Origin of the sequence: Nonomuraea zeae, assembly GCF_005889725.1 — a bacterium.
In the GTDB taxonomy this organism is placed as follows: Bacteria; Actinomycetota; Actinomycetes; order Streptosporangiales; family Streptosporangiaceae; genus Nonomuraea; species Nonomuraea zeae.
In genome coordinates this window covers 21,628-42,732 of record NZ_VCKX01000088.1, presented here as the reverse complement: position 1 = coordinate 42,732, position 21,105 = coordinate 21,628, and the positions used below count along the sequence as shown (strand labels likewise).

17 protein-coding genes, 6 tRNA genes and 1 riboswitch are annotated in these 21,105 nt (G+C 70.8%); of the genes, 8 read left to right on the top strand and 15 right to left on the bottom strand.

The window, feature by feature from the left end; translation table 11 throughout:
* The first annotated feature begins 152 nt into the window (after positions 1–152).
* Positions 153–737, top strand: coding sequence for a hemerythrin domain-containing protein (locus tag ETD85_RS26910; protein WP_240779442.1), 585 nt, complete (start codon positions 153–155; stop codon positions 735–737).
* A gap of 261 nt (positions 738–998) precedes the next feature.
* Here the strand turns inward: ETD85_RS26910 and ETD85_RS26905 are convergent.
* The 11 genes from ETD85_RS26905 to ETD85_RS64805 all read right to left on the bottom strand — a co-directional run bounded on the left by ETD85_RS26905 (position 999) and on the right by ETD85_RS64805 (position 12,005).
* Positions 999–1,071: transfer RNA gene (locus tag ETD85_RS26905), tRNA-Leu, on the bottom strand.
* Positions 1,072–1,185: 114 nt separating this feature from the next.
* Positions 1,186–1,261 (bottom strand) — tRNA-Pro (locus ETD85_RS26900).
* Positions 1,262–1,474: 213 nt separating this feature from the next.
* Positions 1,475–2,512, bottom strand: a complete 1,038-nt coding sequence (locus ETD85_RS26895) for a mechanosensitive ion channel family protein (RefSeq protein ID WP_240779441.1) — start codon at positions 2,510–2,512, stop codon at positions 1,475–1,477.
* A 57-nt stretch (positions 2,513–2,569) separates the two neighbouring features.
* Entirely contained in the window at positions 2,570–3,565 is a 996-nt protein-coding gene (locus ETD85_RS26890; protein ID WP_138692555.1) for a ribonucleotide-diphosphate reductase subunit beta, read from the bottom strand.
* A 32-nt stretch (positions 3,566–3,597) separates the two neighbouring features.
* Positions 3,598–5,946 carry a ribonucleoside-diphosphate reductase subunit alpha gene (locus ETD85_RS26885; protein ID WP_240779440.1) on the bottom strand — a complete coding sequence of 783 codons (2,349 nt, stop codon included), beginning with the start codon at positions 5,944–5,946 and terminating at the stop codon, positions 3,598–3,600.
* Positions 5,947–6,061: 115 nt separating this feature from the next.
* A riboswitch (cobalamin riboswitch) is annotated at positions 6,062–6,257 on the bottom strand.
* Between the two features lie 4 nt (positions 6,258–6,261).
* The gene (locus ETD85_RS26880; protein ID WP_138692554.1) at positions 6,262–7,209 is read right to left on the bottom strand and encodes a Bug family tripartite tricarboxylate transporter substrate binding protein; all 948 of its coding nucleotides are present in this window, start codon (positions 7,207–7,209) and stop codon (positions 6,262–6,264) included.
* A gap of 125 nt (positions 7,210–7,334) precedes the next feature.
* Complete coding sequence (locus tag ETD85_RS26875) at positions 7,335–8,123, bottom strand: SAM-dependent methyltransferase (RefSeq protein ID WP_276617284.1); 789 nt, start codon at positions 8,121–8,123, stop codon at positions 7,335–7,337.
* 70 nt (positions 8,124–8,193) lie between these two features.
* Positions 8,194–10,014: a glutamine--fructose-6-phosphate transaminase (isomerizing) gene (gene glmS, locus ETD85_RS26870; protein WP_138692552.1), complete on the bottom strand. Its 1,821-nt coding sequence runs from the start codon at positions 10,012–10,014 to the stop codon at positions 8,194–8,196.
* A 20-nt stretch (positions 10,015–10,034) separates the two neighbouring features.
* The gene (locus ETD85_RS26865) at positions 10,035–10,310 is read right to left on the bottom strand and encodes a hypothetical protein (protein ID WP_138692551.1); all 276 of its coding nucleotides are present in this window, start codon (positions 10,308–10,310) and stop codon (positions 10,035–10,037) included.
* A gap of 121 nt (positions 10,311–10,431) precedes the next feature.
* Positions 10,432–11,172: an ABC transporter permease gene (locus ETD85_RS64810; protein WP_138692550.1), complete on the bottom strand. Its 741-nt coding sequence runs from the start codon at positions 11,170–11,172 to the stop codon at positions 10,432–10,434.
* A gap of 29 nt (positions 11,173–11,201) precedes the next feature.
* Positions 11,202–12,005: an ABC transporter ATP-binding protein gene (locus ETD85_RS64805; protein ID WP_138692549.1), complete on the bottom strand. Its 804-nt coding sequence runs from the start codon at positions 12,003–12,005 to the stop codon at positions 11,202–11,204.
* 59 nt (positions 12,006–12,064) lie between these two features.
* Here ETD85_RS64805 and ETD85_RS26850 point away from each other — a divergent pair, with 59 nt between their 5' ends.
* The 6 genes from ETD85_RS26850 (at position 12,065) to ETD85_RS26820 (ending at position 15,394) form a co-directional block, all read left to right on the top strand.
* Positions 12,065–12,673, top strand: coding sequence for a TetR/AcrR family transcriptional regulator (locus ETD85_RS26850; RefSeq protein WP_206058596.1), 609 nt, complete (start codon positions 12,065–12,067; stop codon positions 12,671–12,673).
* A gap of 26 nt (positions 12,674–12,699) precedes the next feature.
* Positions 12,700–14,931 carry an N-acetylmuramoyl-L-alanine amidase gene (locus ETD85_RS26840; RefSeq protein ID WP_240779439.1) on the top strand — a complete coding sequence of 744 codons (2,232 nt, stop codon included), beginning with the start codon at positions 12,700–12,702 and terminating at the stop codon, positions 14,929–14,931.
* A 91-nt stretch (positions 14,932–15,022) separates the two neighbouring features.
* Positions 15,023–15,094: transfer RNA gene (locus ETD85_RS26835), tRNA-Gly, on the top strand.
* A 15-nt stretch (positions 15,095–15,109) separates the two neighbouring features.
* Positions 15,110–15,180 (top strand) — tRNA-Cys (locus tag ETD85_RS26830).
* Between the two features lie 48 nt (positions 15,181–15,228).
* Positions 15,229–15,300: transfer RNA gene (locus tag ETD85_RS26825), tRNA-Gly, on the top strand.
* 19 nt (positions 15,301–15,319) lie between these two features.
* Positions 15,320–15,394: transfer RNA gene (locus ETD85_RS26820), tRNA-Val, on the top strand.
* A gap of 499 nt (positions 15,395–15,893) precedes the next feature.
* On the opposite strand, the gene ETD85_RS26815 is transcribed toward ETD85_RS26820, so the two are convergent.
* The 4 genes from ETD85_RS26815 to pdhA are packed head-to-tail and all read right to left on the bottom strand — an operon-like array spanning position 15,894 to position 20,481.
* Positions 15,894–16,970, bottom strand: a complete 1,077-nt coding sequence (locus ETD85_RS26815) for a histidinol-phosphate transaminase (RefSeq protein ID WP_138692548.1) — start codon at positions 16,968–16,970, stop codon at positions 15,894–15,896.
* A 10-nt stretch (positions 16,971–16,980) separates the two neighbouring features.
* A complete protein-coding gene (locus ETD85_RS26810; RefSeq protein WP_138692547.1) occupies positions 16,981–18,366 on the bottom strand; it encodes a dihydrolipoamide acetyltransferase family protein in 1,386 nt (461 codons plus the stop codon).
* Positions 18,363–19,373 carry an alpha-ketoacid dehydrogenase subunit beta gene (locus tag ETD85_RS26805; RefSeq protein ID WP_138692546.1) on the bottom strand — a complete coding sequence of 337 codons (1,011 nt, stop codon included), beginning with the start codon at positions 19,371–19,373 and terminating at the stop codon, positions 18,363–18,365. Before ETD85_RS26805 ends, ETD85_RS26810 begins: the two co-directional genes overlap by 4 nt.
* A gap of 1 nt (position 19,374) precedes the next feature.
* The gene (gene pdhA, locus ETD85_RS26800; RefSeq protein ID WP_138692545.1) at positions 19,375–20,481 is read right to left on the bottom strand and encodes a pyruvate dehydrogenase (acetyl-transferring) E1 component subunit alpha; all 1,107 of its coding nucleotides are present in this window, start codon (positions 20,479–20,481) and stop codon (positions 19,375–19,377) included.
* Positions 20,482–20,599: 118 nt separating this feature from the next.
* Here pdhA and ETD85_RS26795 point away from each other — a divergent pair, with 118 nt between their 5' ends.
* Complete coding sequence (locus tag ETD85_RS26795; protein WP_138692544.1) at positions 20,600–21,103, top strand: Lrp/AsnC family transcriptional regulator; 504 nt, start codon at positions 20,600–20,602, stop codon at positions 21,101–21,103.
* Positions 21,104–21,105: the final 2 nt, after the last annotated feature.

The following is a 21,105-nucleotide window of genomic DNA, read 5'->3' as shown; positions in this document are numbered from 1 at the left end:
CGCCCGCCCTACCCGAGGCTTCCCAGCTCAATCTCCGGGCGTTCCCCCGCACAGCTGTGGACTCGGTAAGGATCCCGCCTGGTCTTCATGCACCCAGGCGTGTGTGCTCCCTCGGCGGGTAGGCCGCGTCTGTACCCGACTGAGGAGTGGCCATGACCACCCACAAGACGCGGCCGGAGACGATGGACGAGACGGACGTCATCGATCTGCTCCAGGCCCAGCACGGCATGATCAGAGATTTGTTCGACGAGGTCGAGCAGGCGCCCGCCGACCGGCGCGGCGAGGCGTTCACCCGGCTGGTGCGGCTGCTTGCCGTGCACGAGACCGCCGAGGAGGAGATCGTCCACCCCTACGCCCGCCACAAGATCGACGGCGGTGACGCCGTGGTGGAGGACCGGCTGGCCGAGGAGAAGGAGGCCAAGGAACTGCTGATGCGGATGGACGAGGCCGGGCCGGACGCATCCGATTTCCGACAGAACCTGGAGATCTTGCGCGCCGCGGTAGAGGCGCACGCCCGCAGCGAGGAGCGGTATGAGTTCCCCCAGCTGCGCGCTCGCACCAGCGGGGCCGAGCGGCGCGGCATGGCCGCCGGGGTGAAGGCCGCCGAGGCGCTGGCGCCCACCCATCCTCACCCTGGCGTCGAGTCCGCTCTCAAGAACGTCCTGGTCGGCACACCGATGGCGATGATGGACCGGGCGCGTGACGTGATCCGTCAGGCCATGGGCAAGAACCCCTGAGCATGACGACGCGCGGACAGGCATGCCCGGGAGAATCCCCGGGGCCGGGCTCGGCGGATTTGCCGGCGAACCGCCCGCCGTCAGCCCGCCGCCGTGACCGGCGACTCGATCGCGGAAGCCGGTGGACCGTCTCGATCCTCGCCTGCCGGCTCGGCGCTGATCTCTGAGCCGCAAGTACGCCTTGTTCGGCGGCCACAGCGGAGGCGTCCCCTTGTCCCGTGTCTTTCGCGGAGGGGATCCGAAAGTTCAGGGACTTCTGCGTGCCGCTCCAGGGATTCGAACCCTGAACCTCCGCCTCCTGAAGACGGCGCCTCTGCCGTTGGGCTAGAGCGGCTGGGCCCCGGGCGTGGCTGGCGTGGGCCGAACCCGGGGCGAGGGCGGAGTCCGGCCGGGGGGCGCCATTCCCGTCGGCCAGGCCGTACCCGCGGCCCTTTTCTTTCAGGGCCGGTCCGAGCGGCAGGATTCGAACCTGCGGTGCTCCTGCTCCCAAGGCAGGCGGGCTGACCAAACTGCCCCACACTCGGTCATGAATAAGACAAGCCGCCCCGGACAGGTCCGAGGCGGCTTTCCTGGGTAATCCCGCAGGGGATTATCCGGAAAGCCGTCGCAGCAGCTCAGGGAAGGCTGCGAGCGGTCGAGGTAGCCTCAGGTCGCGCACTCCGCCTCCTTCGTCTGTCGTTGCTGGACGATGTCCACGGTAAACCCGGCCCTGCGGCGGGTGCCACTTATTTAATGGGTTATTCGCGGTCCCTGGTCCAGGACAATCCCACGCGCGTTTCCGGGGTTTCGACGCGGAAGCGGGGCAGCGCGTCCGGGTAATTGTCCCTGACGTAGTTGACCAGGAATTCGCGTACGTCGCACTTGAGGTCCCATGAGGAGGGCGAGTCGGCGGCGCTCATCAGGGCGCGCAGCTCGACCAGGCCGTTCGCGAGCACGTCGGTGACCTGAAGGGTCCAGTCCTTCTGGTCCCACAGCGGGTTGCCCTGGAGGAACTCGTACAGGGCCTCGCGCACCTTCGGCACCGGGACCGACCAGTCCACCCGCAGGTACACCACGGCGAGGACGCGGCTGCCGTGCCTGGTCCAGTTCTCGAACGGGTTCTGGGTGAAGTAGGAGACGGGCAGGACCAGGCGCCGCTCGTCCCAGAGCCGCAGCACCACGTACGTGAGGGTGAGCTCCTCGATGCGGCCCCACTCCTCCTCGACCACGACCACGTCGTCCAGTCGGAGCGCGTCGCTGAAGGCGAGCTGGAGTCCGGCGAGCACGTTCCCGATGGTCGGCTGGGCGGCGATGCCGACGACGGCGCCGGCGATGCCCGCCGAGGCGAGCAGGCCGGCGCCGAGCGCGCGCACCTGGGGGAAGGAGAAGAGCATGGCGCCGAGCGCGACCACGATGATGACCGCGGCGGCGATGCGGCGGACCAGCGCGATCTGCGTCATGATCCGGCGCGCCCTGCGGTTGCGCTCGCCCTCGACCAGGACCAGCCGATCGAGTACGACGTCCGTCAGCGCGTACGTGGCCTGGATGATCAGCCAGGTGACGGCGCCGATCGTGACCAGCCCGAGCACCCGCTCGATCGACCCCGCCAGGCCGCGCTCGGACGCCGAGTCGCCGAGCATCCCCGGCCCGAACACCAGGTTGAAGGCGACCACGGCGGCCACCGTGAACGCGGGCCACGTGCAGTGCTCGACCAGGTGCTGGGCCAGCGCCCATTTTCGCCCGACCCGGTTCAGCACCCGTCTGCCCAGCTCCACCAGGAGGATCGATCCGATCACCGCGATTACGAGAATCGGCCAGTCCGCCGGCGACTGCACTCCCATGCCCCCTATGTGCTAGAACGTCTCGTCAAAAGTCACATTGCCCTCAACAGCCACCTGGTAAGCAGAGACACGCCGTTCGAAGAAGTTCGCCAGCTCCTGCACGTCCTGCAACTCCATGAAGGCGAAGGGGTTGGCCGAGCCGTACCTCTGGGGCATGCCCAGCCGGGCCAGCCGCTGGTCGGCGACGTATTCCAGGTACTGGCGCATCTGGTCGACGCCCATTCCCGGCATGCCGTCGCCGCACAGGTCCGCGGCGAAGGCCAGCTCGGCGGCGACGGCCTCCTCCAGCATGCTGGTGACCTGTTTGCCCAGCTCGTCGTCGAACAACGAGGGCTCCTCGGCCCTGACCGTGTCCACCACGCTGAACGCGAACTCCATGTGCATGGACTCGTCCCTGAAGACCCAGTTCGTGCCGGTGGCCAGGCCGCTGAGCAGGCCGCGGGAGCGGAACCAGTAGACGTAGGCGAACGCGCCGTAGAAGAACAGGCCCTCGATGCAGGCGGCGAAGCAGATGAGGTTCAGCAGGAAGCCGCGGCGCTGCTCGGCGGTCTCCAGCCGCTGCAGGCCGTTGATCGAGTCGATCCACTTGAAGCAGAACTCGGCCTTGTCCCTGATGGACGGGATGTGCTCGACCGCGGCGAACGCCTTGACCCGCTCGTCGAGGTCGGGCAGGTAGGTGTCCAGCAACGTGAGGTAGAACTGCACGTGCACGGCCTCCTCGAAGAGCTGCCTGCTCAGGTAGAGGCGCGCTTCGGGGGCGTTGACGTGCTGGTAGAGATTGAGCACGAGGTTGTTGGCCACGATCGAGTCGCCGGTGGCGAAGAACGCGACCAGCCGGTTGATCAGGTGCCGCTCCTGCGGCGTCATCTTGGCCAGGTCCGCGAGGTCGGTGTGCAGGTCCACTTCCTCGACCGTCCACGTGTTGCGGATGGCCGCCCGGTAGCGTTCGTAGAAGTCCGGGTAGCGCATCGGGCGCAGGGTCAGGTCCATTCCGGGGTCGAGCAGCATGGGAAAGGGGTCTCCTTAGCGGGGAAAGCTCGTCACTGGCAGGCTTCGCAGATTTCGGGGTTCTCCAGGGAGCACGCGACGGCCTCCGAGATGACCTCCGAGATGACCTCCGCCACGGCTTCGGCCGGCGGCGCCTGCCCGGCGGACGCGGGCACGCGGGCGGACGTGCCGGCCGACACGGTGGTCTGGGCGATCCTGGTGGCGGGGCGGGAGCGCAGGTAGTACGTGGTCTTCAGGCCCTGCTTCCAGGCGTAGGCGTACATCGACGAGAGCTTGCCGATGGTGGGGCTGGCCATGAAGAGGTTCAGGGACTGGGACTGGTCGATGTACGGCTGCCGCGCCGCGGCCAGATCGATGAGCGCCTTCTGCGGCAGCTCCCAGGCCGTGCGGTAGAGCAGCTTGAGGTCGTCCGGGATCCCCGCCACCTCCTGCACCGAGCCGTCGGCGCGCTTGATGTCGTCGCGCAGCTGCTGCGTCCACAGCCCGCGGGCCTGCAGATCGGCCACCAGATAGCGGTTGACCTGGAGGAACTCGCCCGACAGGGTTTCGCGCTTGAACACGTTGGACACCTGCGGCTCGATGCACTCGTAGCAGCCGGCGATGGAGGCGATGGTCGCGGTCGGGGCGATGGCGATCATGAGGGAGTTGCGCAGGCCGGTGACGGCGATCTTGTCCTTGAGCGCGTCCCAGCTCGGGGTGCTCGCCCGGTAGTGGTCCGGGTGCAGCACTCCCCCGGCCGCCCTGGTGTCGGCGTACGACGGGTGCCTGCCACGCTCGGCGGCCAGGTCGGCCGAGGTGTCGTACGCGGCCAGGGCGATCTCCTCGGCGATCCGCGTGGACAGCGCCAGCGCCTGCGGCGAGTCGAACGGCAGCCGCAGCGTGAAGAACACGTCCGCCAGGCCCATCACGCCGAGCCCGATCGGCCGCCAGCGCTTGTTGGCCGCCTCCGCCTCGGGCGTCGGGTAGAAGCCGGGGTCGATGGTCCTGTCCAGGAAGCGTACGGCCGTCCGCACGGTCCGCCTGAGCCGGTCCCAGTCGAGGTCGCCGGCTCCGGTGCCGCGGTCGACGTGCGCGGCCAGGTTGATGGAGCCGAGGTTGCAGACCGCCGTCTCACCGTCGCTGGTGACCTCGAGGATCTCGGTGCAGAGGTTCGACAGGTGGATGACGTTCTCGGGGCGGGCGGTCTGGTTGGAGGTCCGGTTGGCGGCGTCCTTGAAGGTCATCCAGCCGTTCCCGGTCTGTGCCAGGGTGCGCATCATGCGGCCGTACAGGGTCCTGGCGGGGATCTGGCGGACGAACCGCCCGGCCGCCTCGTACGCGCGGTAGGCGGTCGTGAACGCCTCGCCGTACAGGTCCGTGAGGTCGGGCACCTGCTTCGGGTCGAACAGCGACCAGGGCTCGTCCGCCTCCACCCGGCGCATGAACTCGTCGGGCACCCAGTTGGCCAGGTTCAGGTTGTGGGTGCGGCGGGCGTCCTCGCCGGTGTTCTCGCGCAGCTCCAGGAACTCCTCGATGTCGGCGTGCCAGGTCTCCAGGTAGACGCAGGCCGCGCCCTTGCGCCGCCCGCCCTGGTTGACCGCCGCCACCGAGGAGTCGAGCGTGCGCAGCCAGGGGACGATGCCGTTGGAGTGGCCGTTCGTGCCCTTGATCAGGGAGCCGCGCGAGCGCACCCGGGTCCAGGAGATGCCGATGCCGCCGGCGTACTTCGACAGCCTGGCGACCTGGCCGTACCTGTCGTAGATCGACTCCAGCTCGTCGCGCGGCGAGTCGAGCAGGAAGCACGAGGAGAGCTGCGGGCGGCGGGCGCCCGAGTTGAACAGGGTCGGCGAGCTGGGCAGGTACGACAGCGTGGACATCAGCGCGTACAGCTCGGCGGCCTCAGCGACCGTCTCCGACAGGCCGCAGGCGACGCGGAGGAAGAAGTGCTGCGGGCGCTCCAGCACCGACCGCGTCTCGGGGTGGCGCAGGAGGTAGCGGTCATAGACGGTACGCAGCCCGAAATACTCGAACCTGTCGTCCGCCTCCTCGGCGATCAACGCGTCCAGCTCGGCGGCGTGCGCGGCGACGAACTCCGCCAGCCCGTCCTGGATCAGCCCGGCCGCGTGGGTGGCCGCGACGGACTCGGAGAACGACCGCACCCCGTGCCCGGCGGCCTCGTCGGCGATCTCCTCGGACAGCAGCCGGGCGGCGATCCGGGAGTTGGCCGGGTCGGCGAGCACGCGGGCGGCGGCCTCCTCGATCGCCAGCCGCCGCTCCGCCCGCCGCTGCGCATCCGCCTGAGGCTGCACATCAATCTGCGGCGGCACGGCCGTCCGCGGCTGCTCGTCGGTCTGGGGCTGCACGGCGGCCGAGTGGTGGCCGGCCTCAACGATCTGCGTCACGTGCTCTCTCTCCTCGCGAGCTCATCCCCCGTGAGGGCACGCGAGAGCACGGCGGCATGGGTCGGCCGCGTAGCCCCCGGCCCTCCCTCGAGGCCTGGACACTGCACGCCAGGCCGAGGCCCGGCATTCGCTGGCAGGTCTTCGGGCTCGCGGGCGTGCTCGATGGCTCCTACTGACCGTCGCTTCCCGGATCGCTCCAGTGCTCATGACGGCGGTCGTTCCCGCTCACCGCTGCGGGGCAGCCCCGGAATTTCACCGGGTTCCCTTTTGCTTCGCCTCCGTAGAAGCGAACCAGCGACGACCAGGATCCTACATCTAGTGGCCGTTCCCGCAACTACCCCAGCATGTTGTGGCTTTGGTCGTGTTGAGCAAGCCGAGGTCCCGCAGCACGGCACGGGTGCGCTCGACCTCGGAGCCGAGCCAGACCCCGAAGTCGTCGCCGCTGAGCGGGATCGAGAGCCAGCCGGCGGCCCGGCAGGCGGCCTCCCAGCGCGCCGAACCGGTGACCTGCTCGCACATGCGGATAGCCGCTTCGCGGCTCTCCTCCGGCATGTCGTGCGACCCGAAGAGCGCCACCCAGTCGGCGAAATCCACCCGTACGCCGCATTCGAGCAGCGTCGGCACGTCGAGGTCGGGCACGCGCGCGGCCGAGGAGACCGCCAGCGCCCTGACCCGGCCGGTGCCGATGCTCTCGCGCCAGTCGGCGAGCAGCCCGCCGGCCGCGGCCGCCTTGCCCGACAGCAGCGCGACGACGGCCTCCTGGCTGCTGGGATAGCCGGTGTAGTCAACTTGCCTGGCATCCGCGCCGAGCCCTCTGGCGATCAGGCCGAACAGCAGGTGGTCGGGCTCGCCCTGCGGCCCGCCCGCCAGCATCGTCTGGTCCGGGGCGGCGAGCAGGTGGGCCCCGAAGTCGTCGAAGTCCTTGAAGCGCGAGTTGTCGGGCACGACCACGACCTCGACGTCGCCGGCCAGCCTGGCCAGCGGGGTGTTGGTGTCGAGCAGCGTCTGGCCGTTGTTCAGCTCGGCGGCGGCCAGCGCGGGCAGCCCGGCCACCGTGATCCGCTGCCCCGAGCCCGTCTCGTACCCGGCCGCGCGGGCGGCCCCGGAGAACGCCTGGCACACGCGGGTCCAGCGGCGCGAGGCGGGGTTGATCGAGAAGCGGGTACGCAGCCCCGTGGTGCTGCTGGTGATGTGCTGGGTGCCACAACCGGCGGCGCACGCGGCCAGGCCGAGGCCCCATGCGAAGAATCCCCGACGACGCATGTGCAACTTCTCCCCCGAGTTCCCCACTACTCCAGGTTATTGACGCAATACGCGGGGTTACACATCGGGGACGTGATCCACTTCGGCACGAAATTTCGGCCTTTATCGGAATTTACGGGTGCCTTTTATCCGACTTTCTTCCCCACCCCGGCCATGAGCGAGGACGGCAGCGACCAGTCACCCACCAGTTTGGGCCGGTCCGGACGCCAGTCGGTGGCCTGCACCAGCCCGGGAGGCTCTAAGGGGAAATCACCGAAGAACGCGCGGATCTCGCCAGGCGTACGGTCGGCCCCGCCCGCGGCCGACGATCCCCGGTGGCCGCCGCCCCGGCCCTGCTCCTCCTCGATCCGGCCCATCGTGGTCGCGTGCGAGATCACCAGGTGGCTGCCCGGCGCGACCCTCCTGCGCAGCTCGGCCACCGCGCGCTGCGGGCCGGCGGCGTCGGGCAGGAAGTGCAGGATCGACACCAGCAGGATGCCGACCGGCCGGTCCAGGTCGAGGAAGCGGCCGGCCTGTGCCAGCACCTCGTCGGGATCGAGCAGGTCGGCCTCGACGAAGGCGGCCCTGCTCGCGACCCCCGGAGCCGGGGATTCGAGCAGGGCCCTGGCGTGCGCGGCCACGACCGGATCGTGGTCCACGTAGACGACCCCGGCCTCGGGGGCCACCTCGTGCGCGCTGCCCTGGGTCGGCAGGCCGCTGCCCAGATCGAGGAACTGGCGCACGCCCGCAGCGGCTACGTAGCGCACGGCACGCTGCAGGAAGGCCCGGTTCGCGCGGGCCAGCGGGACCGCCTCCGGGATCAGCTCGGCGAGCTGATCAATGGCCAGGCGGTCGACCGCGAAGTTGTCCTTCCCGCCGAGCATGTAATCGTACATGCGTGCGGGATTGGGCCTCTGGTGGTCGAACTGCCGCACAGAATCGAATTTATGTCGTCTGCGGCCAGATAACACTACCTTGGGAAGATTGTGGCTGAATTGGCGAGATTTATTCGACCGTGACGCTCTTCGCAAGGTTGCGCGGCTTGTCCACGTCGCGGCCGAGCGCCACCGCGGCGTAGTAGGCGAGCAGCTGGAGCGGGATCGTCAGCAGGATCGGGTCGAGCTCGATCTCGTTCTTGGGAATCACGATCACGTCGTCGGCCAGCTTGGCCTCCGGCTCGCGGTGGCCGACCATGAGCACCCGGCCGCCACGGGCGCGGATCTCGCCGAGCGTGGTGAGGTTCTTGTCGAGCAGCTCGTCGTCGGGGACGATCGCGACCGTCGGCATGTCGGGGCCGATGAGCGCCAGGGGGCCGTGCTTGAGCTCGCTGGCCGGATAGGCCTCGGCGTGGACGTACGAGATCTCCTTCAGCTTCTGCGCGCCTTCGCGGGCCACCGGGTAGCCGCGCACCCGGCCGACGAACATCATGCTCGGGTGGTCGGCGTACTTCTTGGCCAGCTCGGCGATCTTGTCGCCCTGGGCGAGGATCTCCTCGATCTGCCCCGGCAGCCTGCGCAGGCCCTCCACCACGCGCCGGCCGTCGGCGGGCGACAGGTCGCGCACCCGGCCCAGGTGCAGCGCGAGCAGCGCGAACGCCACCGAGGTCGAGGTGAACGCCTTGGTCGAGGCCACCGACACCTCGGGGCCCGCGTGCAGGTAGATGCCGCCGTCCACCTCGCGGGCGATGGCGCTGCCGACGGCGTTGACGATGCCGATGACCCGGCCGCCCTTGCGCTTGAGCTCCTGTACGGCGGCGAGCGTGTCGTAGGTCTCCCCCGACTGGCTGATCGCGACGTAGAGCGTGTCGGGGTCCACGACCGGGTTGCGGTAGCGGAACTCGCTGGCCGGCTCGGCGTCGGCGGGGATGCGGGCCAGCTCCTCGATGAGCTGCGCGCCGATCTGCCCCGAGTAGTAGGCGGACCCGCACCCGATGATCTTCACGCGGCGGAAGGACCGGGTCTCGCGGGCGTCCATGTTCAGGCCGCCCAGGTGGGCCACGTGGAAGCGCTCGTCGAGCCGGCCGCTCATCGTGCGGGTCATCGTCTCGGGCTGCTCGGAGATCTCCTTGAGCAGGTAGTGCTCGTAGCCGCCGGTGTCGTAGTGGCCGGCGTCCCAGTCTACGGTCAGCGGCTCCTTGGCGGTCTCGCGGGCGTCGCTGGCGAAGGTGTGGAAGCCGTCGGCCTTGAGCACGGCCAGCTCGCCGTCCTCCAGGTGCACGACCTGGCGCGTGTAGCGGACCAGGGCGGCCACGTCGGAGGCGGCGAACATCTCCTTCTCCCCGATCCCGACCACGATCGGGCTGCCGTTGCGGGCCACGACCACCTCGCCGGGCCGCTCGGCGTCGATGACCGCGATGCCGTACGTGCCGACGACGCTCTTGAGCGTCTTCCTGACCGCCTCCTCCAGGGAGTCGTTCTCGTCGGCCGCGCGGGCGATCAGGTGCGCGAGCACTTCGGTGTCGGTCTCGGAGAGGAACGTCACGCCGTCGGCCTCGAGCTTGGCGCGCAGCTCGCCGGCGTTCTCGATGATGCCGTTGTGCACGACCGCGATGCGCTCGTCCGCGGACAGGTGCGGGTGCGCGTTCTCGTCACTCGGTACGCCGTGCGTGGCCCAGCGGGTGTGCCCGATGCCGAGGCCGCCCTTGAACCTGGCCGGCACGACCTTGGCCAGGTCGGCGACCCTGCCCTTGACCTTGCGGAGCTTCAGTCCCTTGTTGGACACGACGACCCCGGCCGAGTCGTAGCCCCGGTATTCGAGCCGCTGCAGCCCCTCCAGCAGGATGGGCGCCGCGTCCTTCGGGCCGACGTAGGCCACGATTCCGCACATCGAGGTCTCCTCTTATCCGTTCATCCGTAAACGATCCTGCGCAGTTGCCGCAGGGACAGCTCCGGCGCCGCCACCCGGCGTCCGCGTAATTCGCCGGCGATCCTGGGGAAGATCTCGTCGTTGGTGAGGCCGCGTGACTTCAGCTCGCCGTGACGGCGGCGGACGAACTCCTCGGCCGGTTCCGAGAAGTACGACAGCACGTCGGCGACCACGCGAGCCGCCTCCCCGGGGCCGAGCGGACTCGTCCGGGTGAGGTGGGCGATGAGATCTTCGTACGGATGCCGTGCCGTGGACACAGACGAGGACACTACGCATGTGGAACGAGACACGCCAACATCCTGCCCGATATCGGGCAGGAAGTAACTAGAGCGCCATCAAGTGCCGGCATCTACGCGTCGGCAGCAGCCTGCCGAGGACTCAGAGCAGGCTGGTACGACCCCACCCCCTGGCGAAGCGGCGGCAGGCGAACGCTCCGGCCACCAGCCCGATCCCGATCAGGACGGCCGCCGGCCCCGCCGTCCCCGCGAGATCGCCCTTGACGGCGGCCTGCAGCATGGTCGTCGCCCAGTAGCCCGGCGAGATCGGCGCGATCGCCTGCGCCCAGGAAGGCATCAGCGCGAACGGCACCAGCGCCCCGCCCAGCGCGCTCACCGACAGGGCGGCGATGTTGCACAGCGTGCTGAGCTCGCCCTGGCTGCGCACCACCCCCGCGAGCGCCGTGCCCACGCCGAGCAGGGCGAAGCACCAGGCCGCCACGGCCAGCGCGAGCAGCCACACCGAGCCGGGCGGGCGCATCCCGACCGCGAGCACCCCGTACCCGAGCAGGACCGCCTGCTGCAGGGCGAGGACCACGAAGACGGGCACGGCCTTGCCGACCAGGATCTCCGGGATCCGGGCCCTCGTCGCCCTGAGATGCTCCCAGGTGTGCCAGACGCGTTCCGTGAGGGTGGCGGTGGCGACGTCCGACATCGACAGGACCGAGAACATCACCAGCAGCCCCGTCACCACCTGGGCGGGATCGCCGATCATGGCCTTGAAGACGAGCATGAGCACCATCGGCATGACCAGGTAACTGATCAGGTGGGCCGGGTCACGCCGGCGCAGCAGCGCGTTGTGCCCGGCCAGCACGGCGATGCGGTGCAGCGACTCACGCGACACGGGACAGCTCCCGGTGGAGGTGCAGCGATTCACGCGGCATGGGACAGCTCCCGGTAGAGGTCGTCGAGCGACGGCTGGCGGATGTCGATGCCGCGCACCGGCCGGTCGAGGTCGCGCAGCAGGTCGGCCAGGGCCGCCGTGGGGTCGGCGGTGGTGATCGTGATCTCGTCGTCGTCCAGGACCACCCGGACCTCGCCCGGCAGGCCCTTGAGCAGGTCGGCGCCCGTTCCCCTGGCGATCACCCGGCCGTCCCTGGCCACCGCCACGGTGGCCCGCAGCTCGGCGAGCTCCGGGAGGTAGTGGGTGCAGTAGACGACCGTCGCACCGTCGTCCGCCCTGCGCCGGACCGCCGCCAGGAGCGCGGCGCGGGTCTCGGGGTCGGCGCCCGCCGTGGGCTCGTCCAGGAGGAGGACGCCGGGGCGGGGCAGGAGCGCGGCGGCGGCCTGGGTACGGCGCTGCTGGCCGCCGGACAGGACCCCCACCCGCCGGTCCAGCACCCCGGTCAGGGCCAGCTCCTCCGCCGTGGCGTCGATGGCGGCGGTCAGGGCGCGCCCGCGCAGCCCGGCCAGGCCGCCGAAGAGCCGCAGCGTCTCGCGCACGGTCACGCTGGGGTACAGCGCGAGCTGCTGCGGCGCCATCCCCACCTCGCCCGTGATCGCGACGTCTCCGGCATCCGGCCGGATGAGACCCGCGGCGATGTCGAAGAACGTGGTCTTGCCCGCACCGTTGTGGCCGACCAGGCCGGCTATCTCTCCGGCTTCCACCCGCAGGTCGAATCCGTCCAGCGCGGCGATGTCGCCATAGCGCTTGATCAGGCCGTTCGCGCTCAGCATGAGGCTCGGCTCCCTTCATAGTCTACGTTGTAGACTGCTCTACACTGTAGACTGACCTGGTGCGCAAACTCAAGACCTCCCGGCAGCCGGAAATCCTCGGCGCGGCACTCGCGATCGCCGACGAACGCGGCCTCGACGCCCTGTCCATGCGCGCGGTCGCCGAGCGCGTCGGGGTGACGCCCATGGCCCTGTACGGATATTTCCGGAACAAGGATGAGCTGCTTGACGGCCTGGTCGGGCGGCTGCTCACCAAGCTGTCGCCGGACGACGGCGGGGGCGACTGGGAGGAGCGGCTGCGGGCCATCGCCTGGGCCACGAGGCGCCTGGCGCGCGAGCATCCGTCGGTGTTCCCGCTGCTGCTGTTCCGGCCGTCGGTGACGCCCGACGGGGTCAAGGTCGTCGACCGGCTCTACCAGGCGCTGATCGAGGCGGGGGTGCCGGACGCGGACGTTCCCCGGATCGAGCGGATGCTGAGCACGTTCGTGATCGGGTTCGCGATCTCCGAGGCGAACGGGCGCTTCGCCGCCGGCTCCAACGAGACCAGGACCCGCCGGGGGGCCGAGGCTCCGGCGCACCAGCGGCTGGCGGGGCATCTCGCGGCCTCGGACTGGGACGCCGAATTCGCAGCAGATCTGGCTGATCTCATGCGTATCATCCGACCCGTCTGACACATCCCTTTCTGGGAACAGTTACGGTGAGTAGTCGTATCGTGACGTTCCACGGGGAGATGTTCATGCAGCTCTGGCTCGCCGCCGTCCTGACCGCCGGGGCGCTCACCGCACCCGCCGCTCCTGCCGTATCGGGCGATGCCGGGCTCACCGGCGGGCTGGCGGCGACGCCCGGCCGGCAGGCCGACTTCGCCGCCGCCGCCCGGGACTACCGGGTGCCGGAGAGCGTGCTGCTGGGGGTCTCGTACCTGGAGTCGCGGTGGGACGCGAACGGCGGGCTGCCGAGCACGTCGGGCGGCTACGGGCCGATGCACCTGGTGGACGCGTTCCCCGCCGAGGCGTTGTGGCCCGGCGACGCGCTCGGCGACGCGCGTGGGGACGACGCCCGTCCGATGACCCACATGCTCACCGCCCCTCCCCCGGCCGGCGCGCTGCGCACGGCGATGCGGCAGGAGACGACGCTGCCCGAGGCCGCGCGCCTGGCCGAGCTCGCACCCGACCGGTTGCGCAGCGATCCGGCTGCGAACATCCGGGCGGGCGCCGCGCTCCTCGCCTCCTACCAGGAGCATCCCAGCGCCGACCCCGCCGACTGGCACGACGCGATCGCCCGTTACTCGGGGGCGAAGGATCCGGCCGCCGCCCGGGAGTTCGCGGACGAGGTGTTCGCGGTGATGCGGGAAGGGGCGGAGCGCCGTACCGATGATGGTCACGTGGTGCGGCTCGACCCCGTACAGACCCTGCCGGCCCCGGCCGCGCCCTGGCCGGGCGGCACCGGACGGGCCACGGAGGACGGCTGGGTGAGCGCCGGCGACGGGGCGGGCTCCGACGATCAGGCCGCCGAGGACGAGCGGGCCGCCGCCGACGCGCGGACGGTCACCGCCGAGCGGGCCGAGGCCGCCATGCAGGATGATCCGGACGCGCCGGCCGGCTGGGACCCGGAGTTCGACACGGACGACCAGACCGACACGGACGACCAGGTCAGCGCCCCTCCTCATACGGGCAAGACCGGCCAGGCGCCGAGCAGCGGGCAGGCCGAATGCCCGGCCACGCTCGCCTGCGAGTGGATGCCCGCCGCGCACAAACGCTTCAGCAACAAGACCAAGGGCAGCAAGGGGACCAAGGGCAACAAGGCCGGCAAGGAGGCCAAGGACTACGGCAACCACGACCGTCTGATCCGGGCCAGGGCCATCGACTACATCATCATCCACGACACCGAGGGCACCTATCAGGGCATCCCCTCCATGATCGGCAATCCCCGTTACGTGAGCTGGCACTACACGATCCGCTCACGTGACGGACATGTCGCCCAGCACGTGCCGACCCGAGACATCGCCTGGCATGCGGGCAACTGGGATGTCAACACCCGTTCGATCGGCATCGAGCACGAGGGTTACCTGGCCAAGGGCGGCACCTGGTACACGGAGGCGATGTACCGGGCGTCGGCCAAGCTGGTCAAGTTCCTGGCCGCCAAGCACCACATCCCGCTCAACCGGGCCCACATCCTGGGCCACGACAACGTGCCGGGCACGACGCCGGCGACCGTCGCCGGGATGCACGAGGACCCGGGCCCGTACTGGGATTGGGCGCACTATTTCGACCTCATGGGCCGGCCGCTCAAGGCGGTCAAGGACGGCGATTCCATCATGATCCGCCCGTCGTACGACACCCACCGCCCGCGCTTCACCGGCTGCGTGTCCACCAAGCCCAGCCAGAACTGCCCCTCGCACGGAGCCGCCAGCGTGTGGCTGCACACGGCGCCGAGCGAGAGCGCTTCCCTGGTCACCGACCCGGGCAAGCACCCGGGCAAGCCGAGCACGTACAGCGTGTACGACCACAGCGCCCGTGCCTCCACCGGCCAGCGCTACGCCGTCGCGGCCAGGCAGGGCGACTGGACGGCGATCTGGTACCTGGGCCAGAAGGCCTGGTTCCACAACCCGGCCGCGAACCCGACCGCTGTCGCCGCCGACGGCCCGACGGTCACGCCGCTGCGGGCCCACACGAAGGTGTACGGGCGGGCCTACCCCGAGCAGTCGGCCTACCGGAGCGCGTCGTACCAGCCCCTGACCCCGCTGCAGTACAAGATCGAGCCCGGCCAGACGTACACGGTGGGTGACACGATCACCGGCTCCTACTACGCCGCCGGCGCCTTCAACCCGGCCAGGCACGTCACCACGACCGGCACGACGAGCTACTACCAGATCCAGCTGGGGCACCGCGTGATGTTCGTGATGGCCAAGGACGTGCGCTTGATCCGTTGAATTTGGCTCCACGGGCCGCTTGCTGCGCACGGGCACTCCGCGAAGACGATATGGTTTTCCCGTGGCCCGGCGCACGCCGCCCGGGATTCACGCGGAAGTGGCTCAGTGGTAGAGCATCACCTTGCCAAGGTGAGGGTCGCGGGTTCGAATCCCGTCTTCCGCTCGGAGTAAAACTCCTGGTGGAGTGGCCGAGAGGCGAGGCAGCGGCCTGCAAAGCCGTCTACACGGGTTCAAATCCCGTCTCCACCTCGGTGACCAGCGGACTCTGCGGATCCGCTAAAGTAAAGACAGCACCATGCGGAAGTGGCTCAGTGGTAGAGCATCACCTTGCCAAGGTGAGGGTCGCGGGTTCGAATCCCGTCTTCCGCTCTGAGTTCTAACTCAATACGGACGATTAGCTCAGCGGGAGAGCGCTTCCCTGACACGGAAGAGGTCACTGGTTCAATCCCAGTATCGTCCACCAGTCTCCCTGTTAGGCCTGGGTCTAACCGGAACTGTCGCCCCAGCTCACGGCACTGCCGGGAGTCTGGGGCTTTTTGTTGCGCGGAATCCTCCATTCGCTGCTGAATGGGCGGGGTGCGCGACGCGGGCGGCGTCCGTCCGGTGGGCTGGTCGCCGCCCCTGGGACGCCAGGCGGAGCAGGGGGCCGAGGCCCCTACGGCTTCGGCGCGGCCGCGTCCGGCGGCGAGCGCACGCCGACCTGCCTCGGCGCCGTCGAGCCGGCCAGGCGGTGTTCGCGGGCGCGCTCGGCGTGGACTGACTCGGTCGACGCCGGATCCGGGACCTCGCGCGGTGGAACCGGACGCCGGATCCGGGACCTCGCGCGGTGGAACCGGACGCCGGATCCGGGACCTCGCGCGGTGGAACCGGACGCCGGATCCGGGACTTCGCGCGGTGGAGCCGGACGCCGGACCCTGTCCGCCGCGACCCTGTCCACCGCGACCCGGTCAACCGCGACCCGATCAGCCGCGAGCTGCCGGCGTTCTCCGCCCCGCGGGCGTCCAGGCCGCGGCGAGGGCGAGGAAGGCGGAGTTCTCCCCGGGCAGCCCGACGGTGACGCGCACCCCTTCGCCCGGGAAGGCGCGCACGACGACGCCGCCGTCCAGGCAGTGGGCGGCGAAGCGGGCGCTGTCCTCGCCGAGCGGCAGCCAGACGAAGTTCGCCTGGGAGTCCGGCAGGTCGTGGCCGAGAGCCCGCAGCTCGCGGGTCACGCGGTCGCGCTCCCCGACCGTGGCGGCGACCCGGCGGGCGACCTCCTCGTGCTCGCCCAGCGCGGCGATGGCCGCCTCCTGAGCCAGGGCGCTCACGCTGAACGGGGTCTGCGCCTTGCGTACCTGGGCGATGACGCCGGGCGGACCGACGCAGTAGCCGACGCGGAGCCCGGCCAGCGCGTACGCCTTGGAGAAGGTCCGCAGGACGACGACGTTGGGCCGGTCCCCGAACAGGGCGAGCGCGTCCGGCACCACGGCGGGGTCGGCGTACTCGTGGTAGGCCTCGTCGATGACGATCAGCACCTGCTCGGGCACGCGATCGGCGAAAGCGCGCAGGGCGGCCTGGCCGACGGGGGTGGAGGTCGGATTGTTGGGGTTGCAGACGAAGACCAGCCGGGTCCGGCCGGTGACGGCCGCCGCCATGGCGTCGAGGTCCTGAACATGCCCCCGCAGCGGGACCCGTACGGCGGTGCCGCCGGCCACGGTAGTGAGGATGGGGTAGGCCTCGAACGAGCGCCAGCCGAAGACGACCTCGCCATCCGGCTCCGACACCGCGTGCAGGAGCTGCCCGCAGACCTCGGACGAGCCCGCCCCCACCGCGATCCGCTCGGCCGGCACGCCGTGGTGGGCGGCGAGCGCGTCGAGCAGGCGGGTCGCGCCCATGTCGGGATAGCGGGACAGGCCGCCGGTCAGCTCGGCGACCCGGGCGGCGACCTCGGGCAGCAGGCCGTACGGGCATTCGTTGCTGGCCAGGACGACGGCGCCGGGCAGCTTGCGCCCCGGGACGTAGGACTGCAGCTCGACCAGGGACGGGCGGAGCAGAACCATGGGGCCTCCCTTACGCGTGAGCCAGCAGGACGGAGGGCCGCTCGACGCAGTCGGCCACGTACCGCAGGAAACCGCCGGCGGCGCCGCCGTCGCAGACGCGGTGGTCGAAGGTGAAGGACAGCTGAGTGATCTTGCGGGGCACGACCGCGCCGTCAACCACCCATGGGCGGTCGATGATCCGGCCGACGCCGAGGAGCGCCGCCTCGGGGTGGTTGATGATCGGGGTGGATCCGTCCACGCCGAAGACCCCGTAGTTGTTGAGCGTGAACGTGCCCCCGGTCAGCGCGGCGGGCGGCAACCGGCCCGCGCGGGCGAGGCCGGTCAGCCGGGTCAGCTCGGCGGCGAGCTCGGCGGTCGTCATCAGGTGCGCGTCCCGGACCACCGGCACGACCAGGCCGCGGTCGGTCTGCGCGGCGAACCCGAGGTTGACGTGGCCGTGCCGGACGATCTCGGCCCGCTCGACGTCCACCGAGGAGTTCAGCTCGGGGAAGCGGCGCAGGCCCGACATGCAGATGCGGGCCAGGATCGCCAGCAGGCCGATGCCGAGGTCGGGGCGGGCCCGCTTCAGCTCGTCCTTTGTGGCGAGCAGGGCGGTGGCGTCCACGTCCACCCAGGTGGTGGCGTCGGGGATCTCCGTGCGGCTGCGGGTCAGCTTGTCGGCCACCGCGCGGCGCAGGCCACGCAACGGGATGCGTTCCCCCTCCAGGGACAGCGTCTTCGGGGCCGTCTCCGGGCCCGTCTTCGGGGTCGTATCCATGGCCGTCTCCGCGGTCTTCCCGGCGGTGGTGGCGATGGCCTGCTCCACGTCGCGGCGCAGGATCACGCCGCGCGGCCCGGTGGGGGTGATGGCGGTGAGGTCCAGCCCGTGATCGCGGGCGAGCTTGCGGACGAGCGGCGAGATCACGCGGGGCGCGTGACGAACGGCGGCCGCCGGCTGCGGTGCCGTGACGGGCCCCGGCTGCGGTGCCGTGGCGGGGGCCACCACAGCGGTCGTCTCGGCGGACGTCTCGGTTGCTCGCGCGGTGGGGCGGGCGCGGCGGCGGCGGGTGCCGGTGCCGTGGCCCGTGCCGTACCCGATCAGGACGTTGCCGGACCCGGCCTGCTCCTCCTCCCGGTACCGGGCGGCCGCCGGATCCGTCATGTCCGCGGTCCCGACCTCGATGAGCGGCTCCCCCACCGACAGCACCGTGCCCGCCGCGGCGTGCAGCCGCAGCACGGTCCCGGCGTAAGGGACGGGCAGCTCCACGGCGGCCTTGGCCGTCTCGACCTCCAGCACGATCTGGTCGACCTCGACCACGTCGCCGACGGCGACCTTCCAGTCGATGATCTCGGCCTCCGTGAGGCCCTCGCCCAGGTCGGGCAGGCGGAACACCTGCCCCGTGACGGTGGTGGTCATGACGCCTCCCGTGCCAGGTGCGCGAGGTCCGGCTGGTCGTCGAGCTGGAGCCGGTCCACCGCGTCGAGGACGCGATCGGCGTCCGGCAGGTGCGAGTGCTCCAGGATCGGCGGCGGGTAGGGGATGTCGAACCCCGACACCCGCAGCACGGGCGCGGCCAGCGAGTGGAAGCAGCGCTCCTGTACGCGGGCCGCGATCTCCGCGCCCACCCCGGCGAACCCCTGGGCCTCCTGGACGACCACGCACCGGCCGGTCTTGCGCACCGACGCCACAACGGTCTCGTCGTCGAACGGCACGATCGTGCGCAGATCCACCACCTCGAGCGAGACGCCGTCCTCGGCGGCGGCGTCGGAGGCCTGGAGCGCCACCGAGAGGCTGGGCCCGTAGGCGACCAGCGTCGCGTCGCGGCCCTCGCGCACCACCGCCGCCTGGCCGAAGCGGGGCGCGGGCTCGGCCCTGACCTCGCCCTTGGACCAGTACAGCCGCTTGGGCTCCATGAAGATCACCGGGTCGGGGTCGGCGACGGCCTCGCGCAGCAGCCAGTAGGCGTCGTCGGCGGTCGCCGGGGTGACGACCTTCAGTCCGGGCGTGTGCGCGTAGTAGGCCTCGCTGGAGTCGCAGTGGTGCTCGACGCCGCCGATGCCGCCCGCGTACGGGATGCGGATCACCATCGGCAGCGACAGCCGCCCCCGGGTGCGGTTGCGCAGCTTGGCCACGTGCGAGGCGATCTGCTCGAACGCCGGGTAGGCGAAGGCGTCGAACTGCATCTCGACCACCGGCCGGAAGCCGCCCATGGCCAGGCCCACGGCCAGGCCCACGATCCCCGACTCCGCGAGCGGGGTGTCGAAGCAGCGCGCCTCGCCGAACTCCTTGGTCAGCCCGTCTGTGATGCGGAAGACGCCGCCCAGCGGGCCGACGTCCTCGCCGAAGACGAGCACGCGCTCGTCCTCGCGCAGCGCGTCCCGCAGCGCGCCGTTGAGCGCCTGCGCCATCGTCATCTCGGTCATGTCACTCCTCCGACGCGCTCAGCTCGGACGCCAGCACCGCCCGCTGCTCGCGCAGCTGGGGTGTGGGCTCGGCGAAGACGTGGTCGAACAGCTCGTACGGGTTCAGCTCGGGATCGGCATTCATCCGCTCGCGCAGCCGCGCGGCGAACTCCTCCGCGGCCTCGTGCGCCGCGGCGACGGCCTCGGCGTCCAGCAGGCCCCGGCCCAGCAGGTAGGTCTCAAGGCGGGCGAGCGGGTCGGCCGACGCCCACTGCTCGACCTCCTCCGTCTCGCGGTAGCGGGTGGCGTCGTCGGCGTTGGTGTGCGCGTCCATGCGGTAGGTGTGCGCCTCCACCAGGGCCGGGCCGCCGCCCGTCCGCGCCCGTTCGGCCGCCGAGCTGAGCACCGACAGCACCGCGACGAGGTCGTTGCCGTCCACCTGCTCGGAACGCATGCCGTAGCCGATCCCCTTGTAGGCCAGCGCCGGTGCCGCGCTCTGCTTGGCCAGCGGGACGGAGATCGCGTACTTGTTGTTCTGCACGAAGAACACGACCGGCGCGTTGAGCACGGCCGCGTAGTTGAGCGCCTCGTGGAAGTCGCCCTCGCTGGTGCCGCCGTCGCCGATGAAGGCCATGACCACGGCGTCCTCGCCCTTGCGGCGCAGCGCCTCGGCCATGCCGACCGCGTGGATCGTCTGGGTGGCCAGCGGCGTGCACTGCGGCGCGACGCGGGTGGCCACCGGGTCGTAGCCGCAGTGCCAGCCGCCGCGCAGCAGGGTGAGCACCTCGACGGGGTCGACGCCCCTGGCGACCAGGGCCACGGAGTCCCGGTAGGTGGGGAAGAGCCAGTCGCCGGCGCGCAGCGCGAGCACGCCGGCGACCTGGCAGGCCTCCTGCCCCCGGCTCGACGGGTAGACGGCGAGCCGGCCCTGCTTGGTCAGGGCGGTCGCCTGGCGGTCGAAGCGCCGGCCCAGCACCATCCGGCGGTAGCCCTCCAGCAACTGCTCGTCCGCCGGGGCCGGGTATCCGGCCGGCGCCTCGACGGCCGTGCCGTCCTCGGCGACGAAGCGAACCGGCTCGGGCGAGGGGAGAAGGCCGTCGACCGCTCGGCGGCTCGTCCGCACGGACATGCGACGCTCACTTTCTCTGGACGTTTGACAAGCAAAGCGTCCGCCAGCGGAGCCATCCGTTCAAGACATCAGGCATGATAGGCGACAAATGGTTGAACGACGGCTTAAGGGGGGCCAAATGTCTGCCGGAGAGGGCACTGAGGGGGGCTGGCCGGGACGTTCGGCCGGACAGCTGGACGAAGTGGACCGCGCGATCATCGTCGAGCTGGTGCGTGACGGCCGGATGTCGGTGCGGTCGCTGGCCGAGCGCGTGCACATCTCGCGCGCCAACGCCTACGCCCGCCTCACCCGGTTGACGGACGACGGGGTGATCACCGGGTTCCGGGCCGAGCTGGCACCGCACAAGGCGGGCCTGGGCACCAGCGCATACGTGTCGGTCACCATCGAGCAGAACTCCTGGCGCGCGGTGTCGGCCCGGCTGCGGGAGACCCCCTACGTGGAGCACTTCGCCATGGTCGGCGGCGACTACGACGTGCTGGTGCTGGTCAGGACGCCGGACAACGCGATGCTGCGGCACGTGGTGCTGGAGCGCATCCAGGACATCCCCGGCGTGCGGGCCACCCGCACGTGGCTGGTGTTCGAAGAGGCCCGCGGCCCGGGCGCGGAGTGGCGGGCCACCTGAGC

Bases quoted from the DNA above. Each gene is read 5' to 3' on its own strand.
- ETD85_RS26795 (WP_138692544.1), top strand. From the start codon at position 20,600: ATGTCTGCCGGAGAGGGCACTGAGGGGGGCTGGCCGGGACGTTCGGCC.
- ETD85_RS26810 (WP_138692547.1), bottom strand. From the start codon at position 18,366: ATGACCACCACCGTCACGGGGCAGGTGTTCCGCCTGCCCGACCTGGGC.
- ETD85_RS26890 (WP_138692555.1), bottom strand. From the start codon at position 3,565: ATGCTGCTCGACCCCGGAATGGACCTGACCCTGCGCCCGATGCGCTAC.
- ETD85_RS26910 (WP_240779442.1), top strand. From the start codon at position 153: ATGACCACCCACAAGACGCGGCCGGAGACGATGGACGAGACGGACGTC.
- ETD85_RS26815 (WP_138692548.1), bottom strand. From the start codon at position 16,970: ATGGTTCTGCTCCGCCCGTCCCTGGTCGAGCTGCAGTCCTACGTCCCG.
- pdhA (WP_138692545.1), bottom strand. From the start codon at position 20,481: ATGTCCGTGCGGACGAGCCGCCGAGCGGTCGACGGCCTTCTCCCCTCG.
- ETD85_RS26880 (WP_138692554.1), bottom strand. From the start codon at position 7,209: ATGCGTCGTCGGGGATTCTTCGCATGGGGCCTCGGCCTGGCCGCGTGC.
- ETD85_RS26805 (WP_138692546.1), bottom strand. From the start codon at position 19,373: ATGACCGAGATGACGATGGCGCAGGCGCTCAACGGCGCGCTGCGGGAC.
- ETD85_RS64805 (WP_138692549.1), bottom strand. From the start codon at position 12,005: ATGCTGAGCGCGAACGGCCTGATCAAGCGCTATGGCGACATCGCCGCG.
- glmS (WP_138692552.1), bottom strand. From the start codon at position 10,014: ATGTGCGGAATCGTGGCCTACGTCGGCCCGAAGGACGCGGCGCCCATC.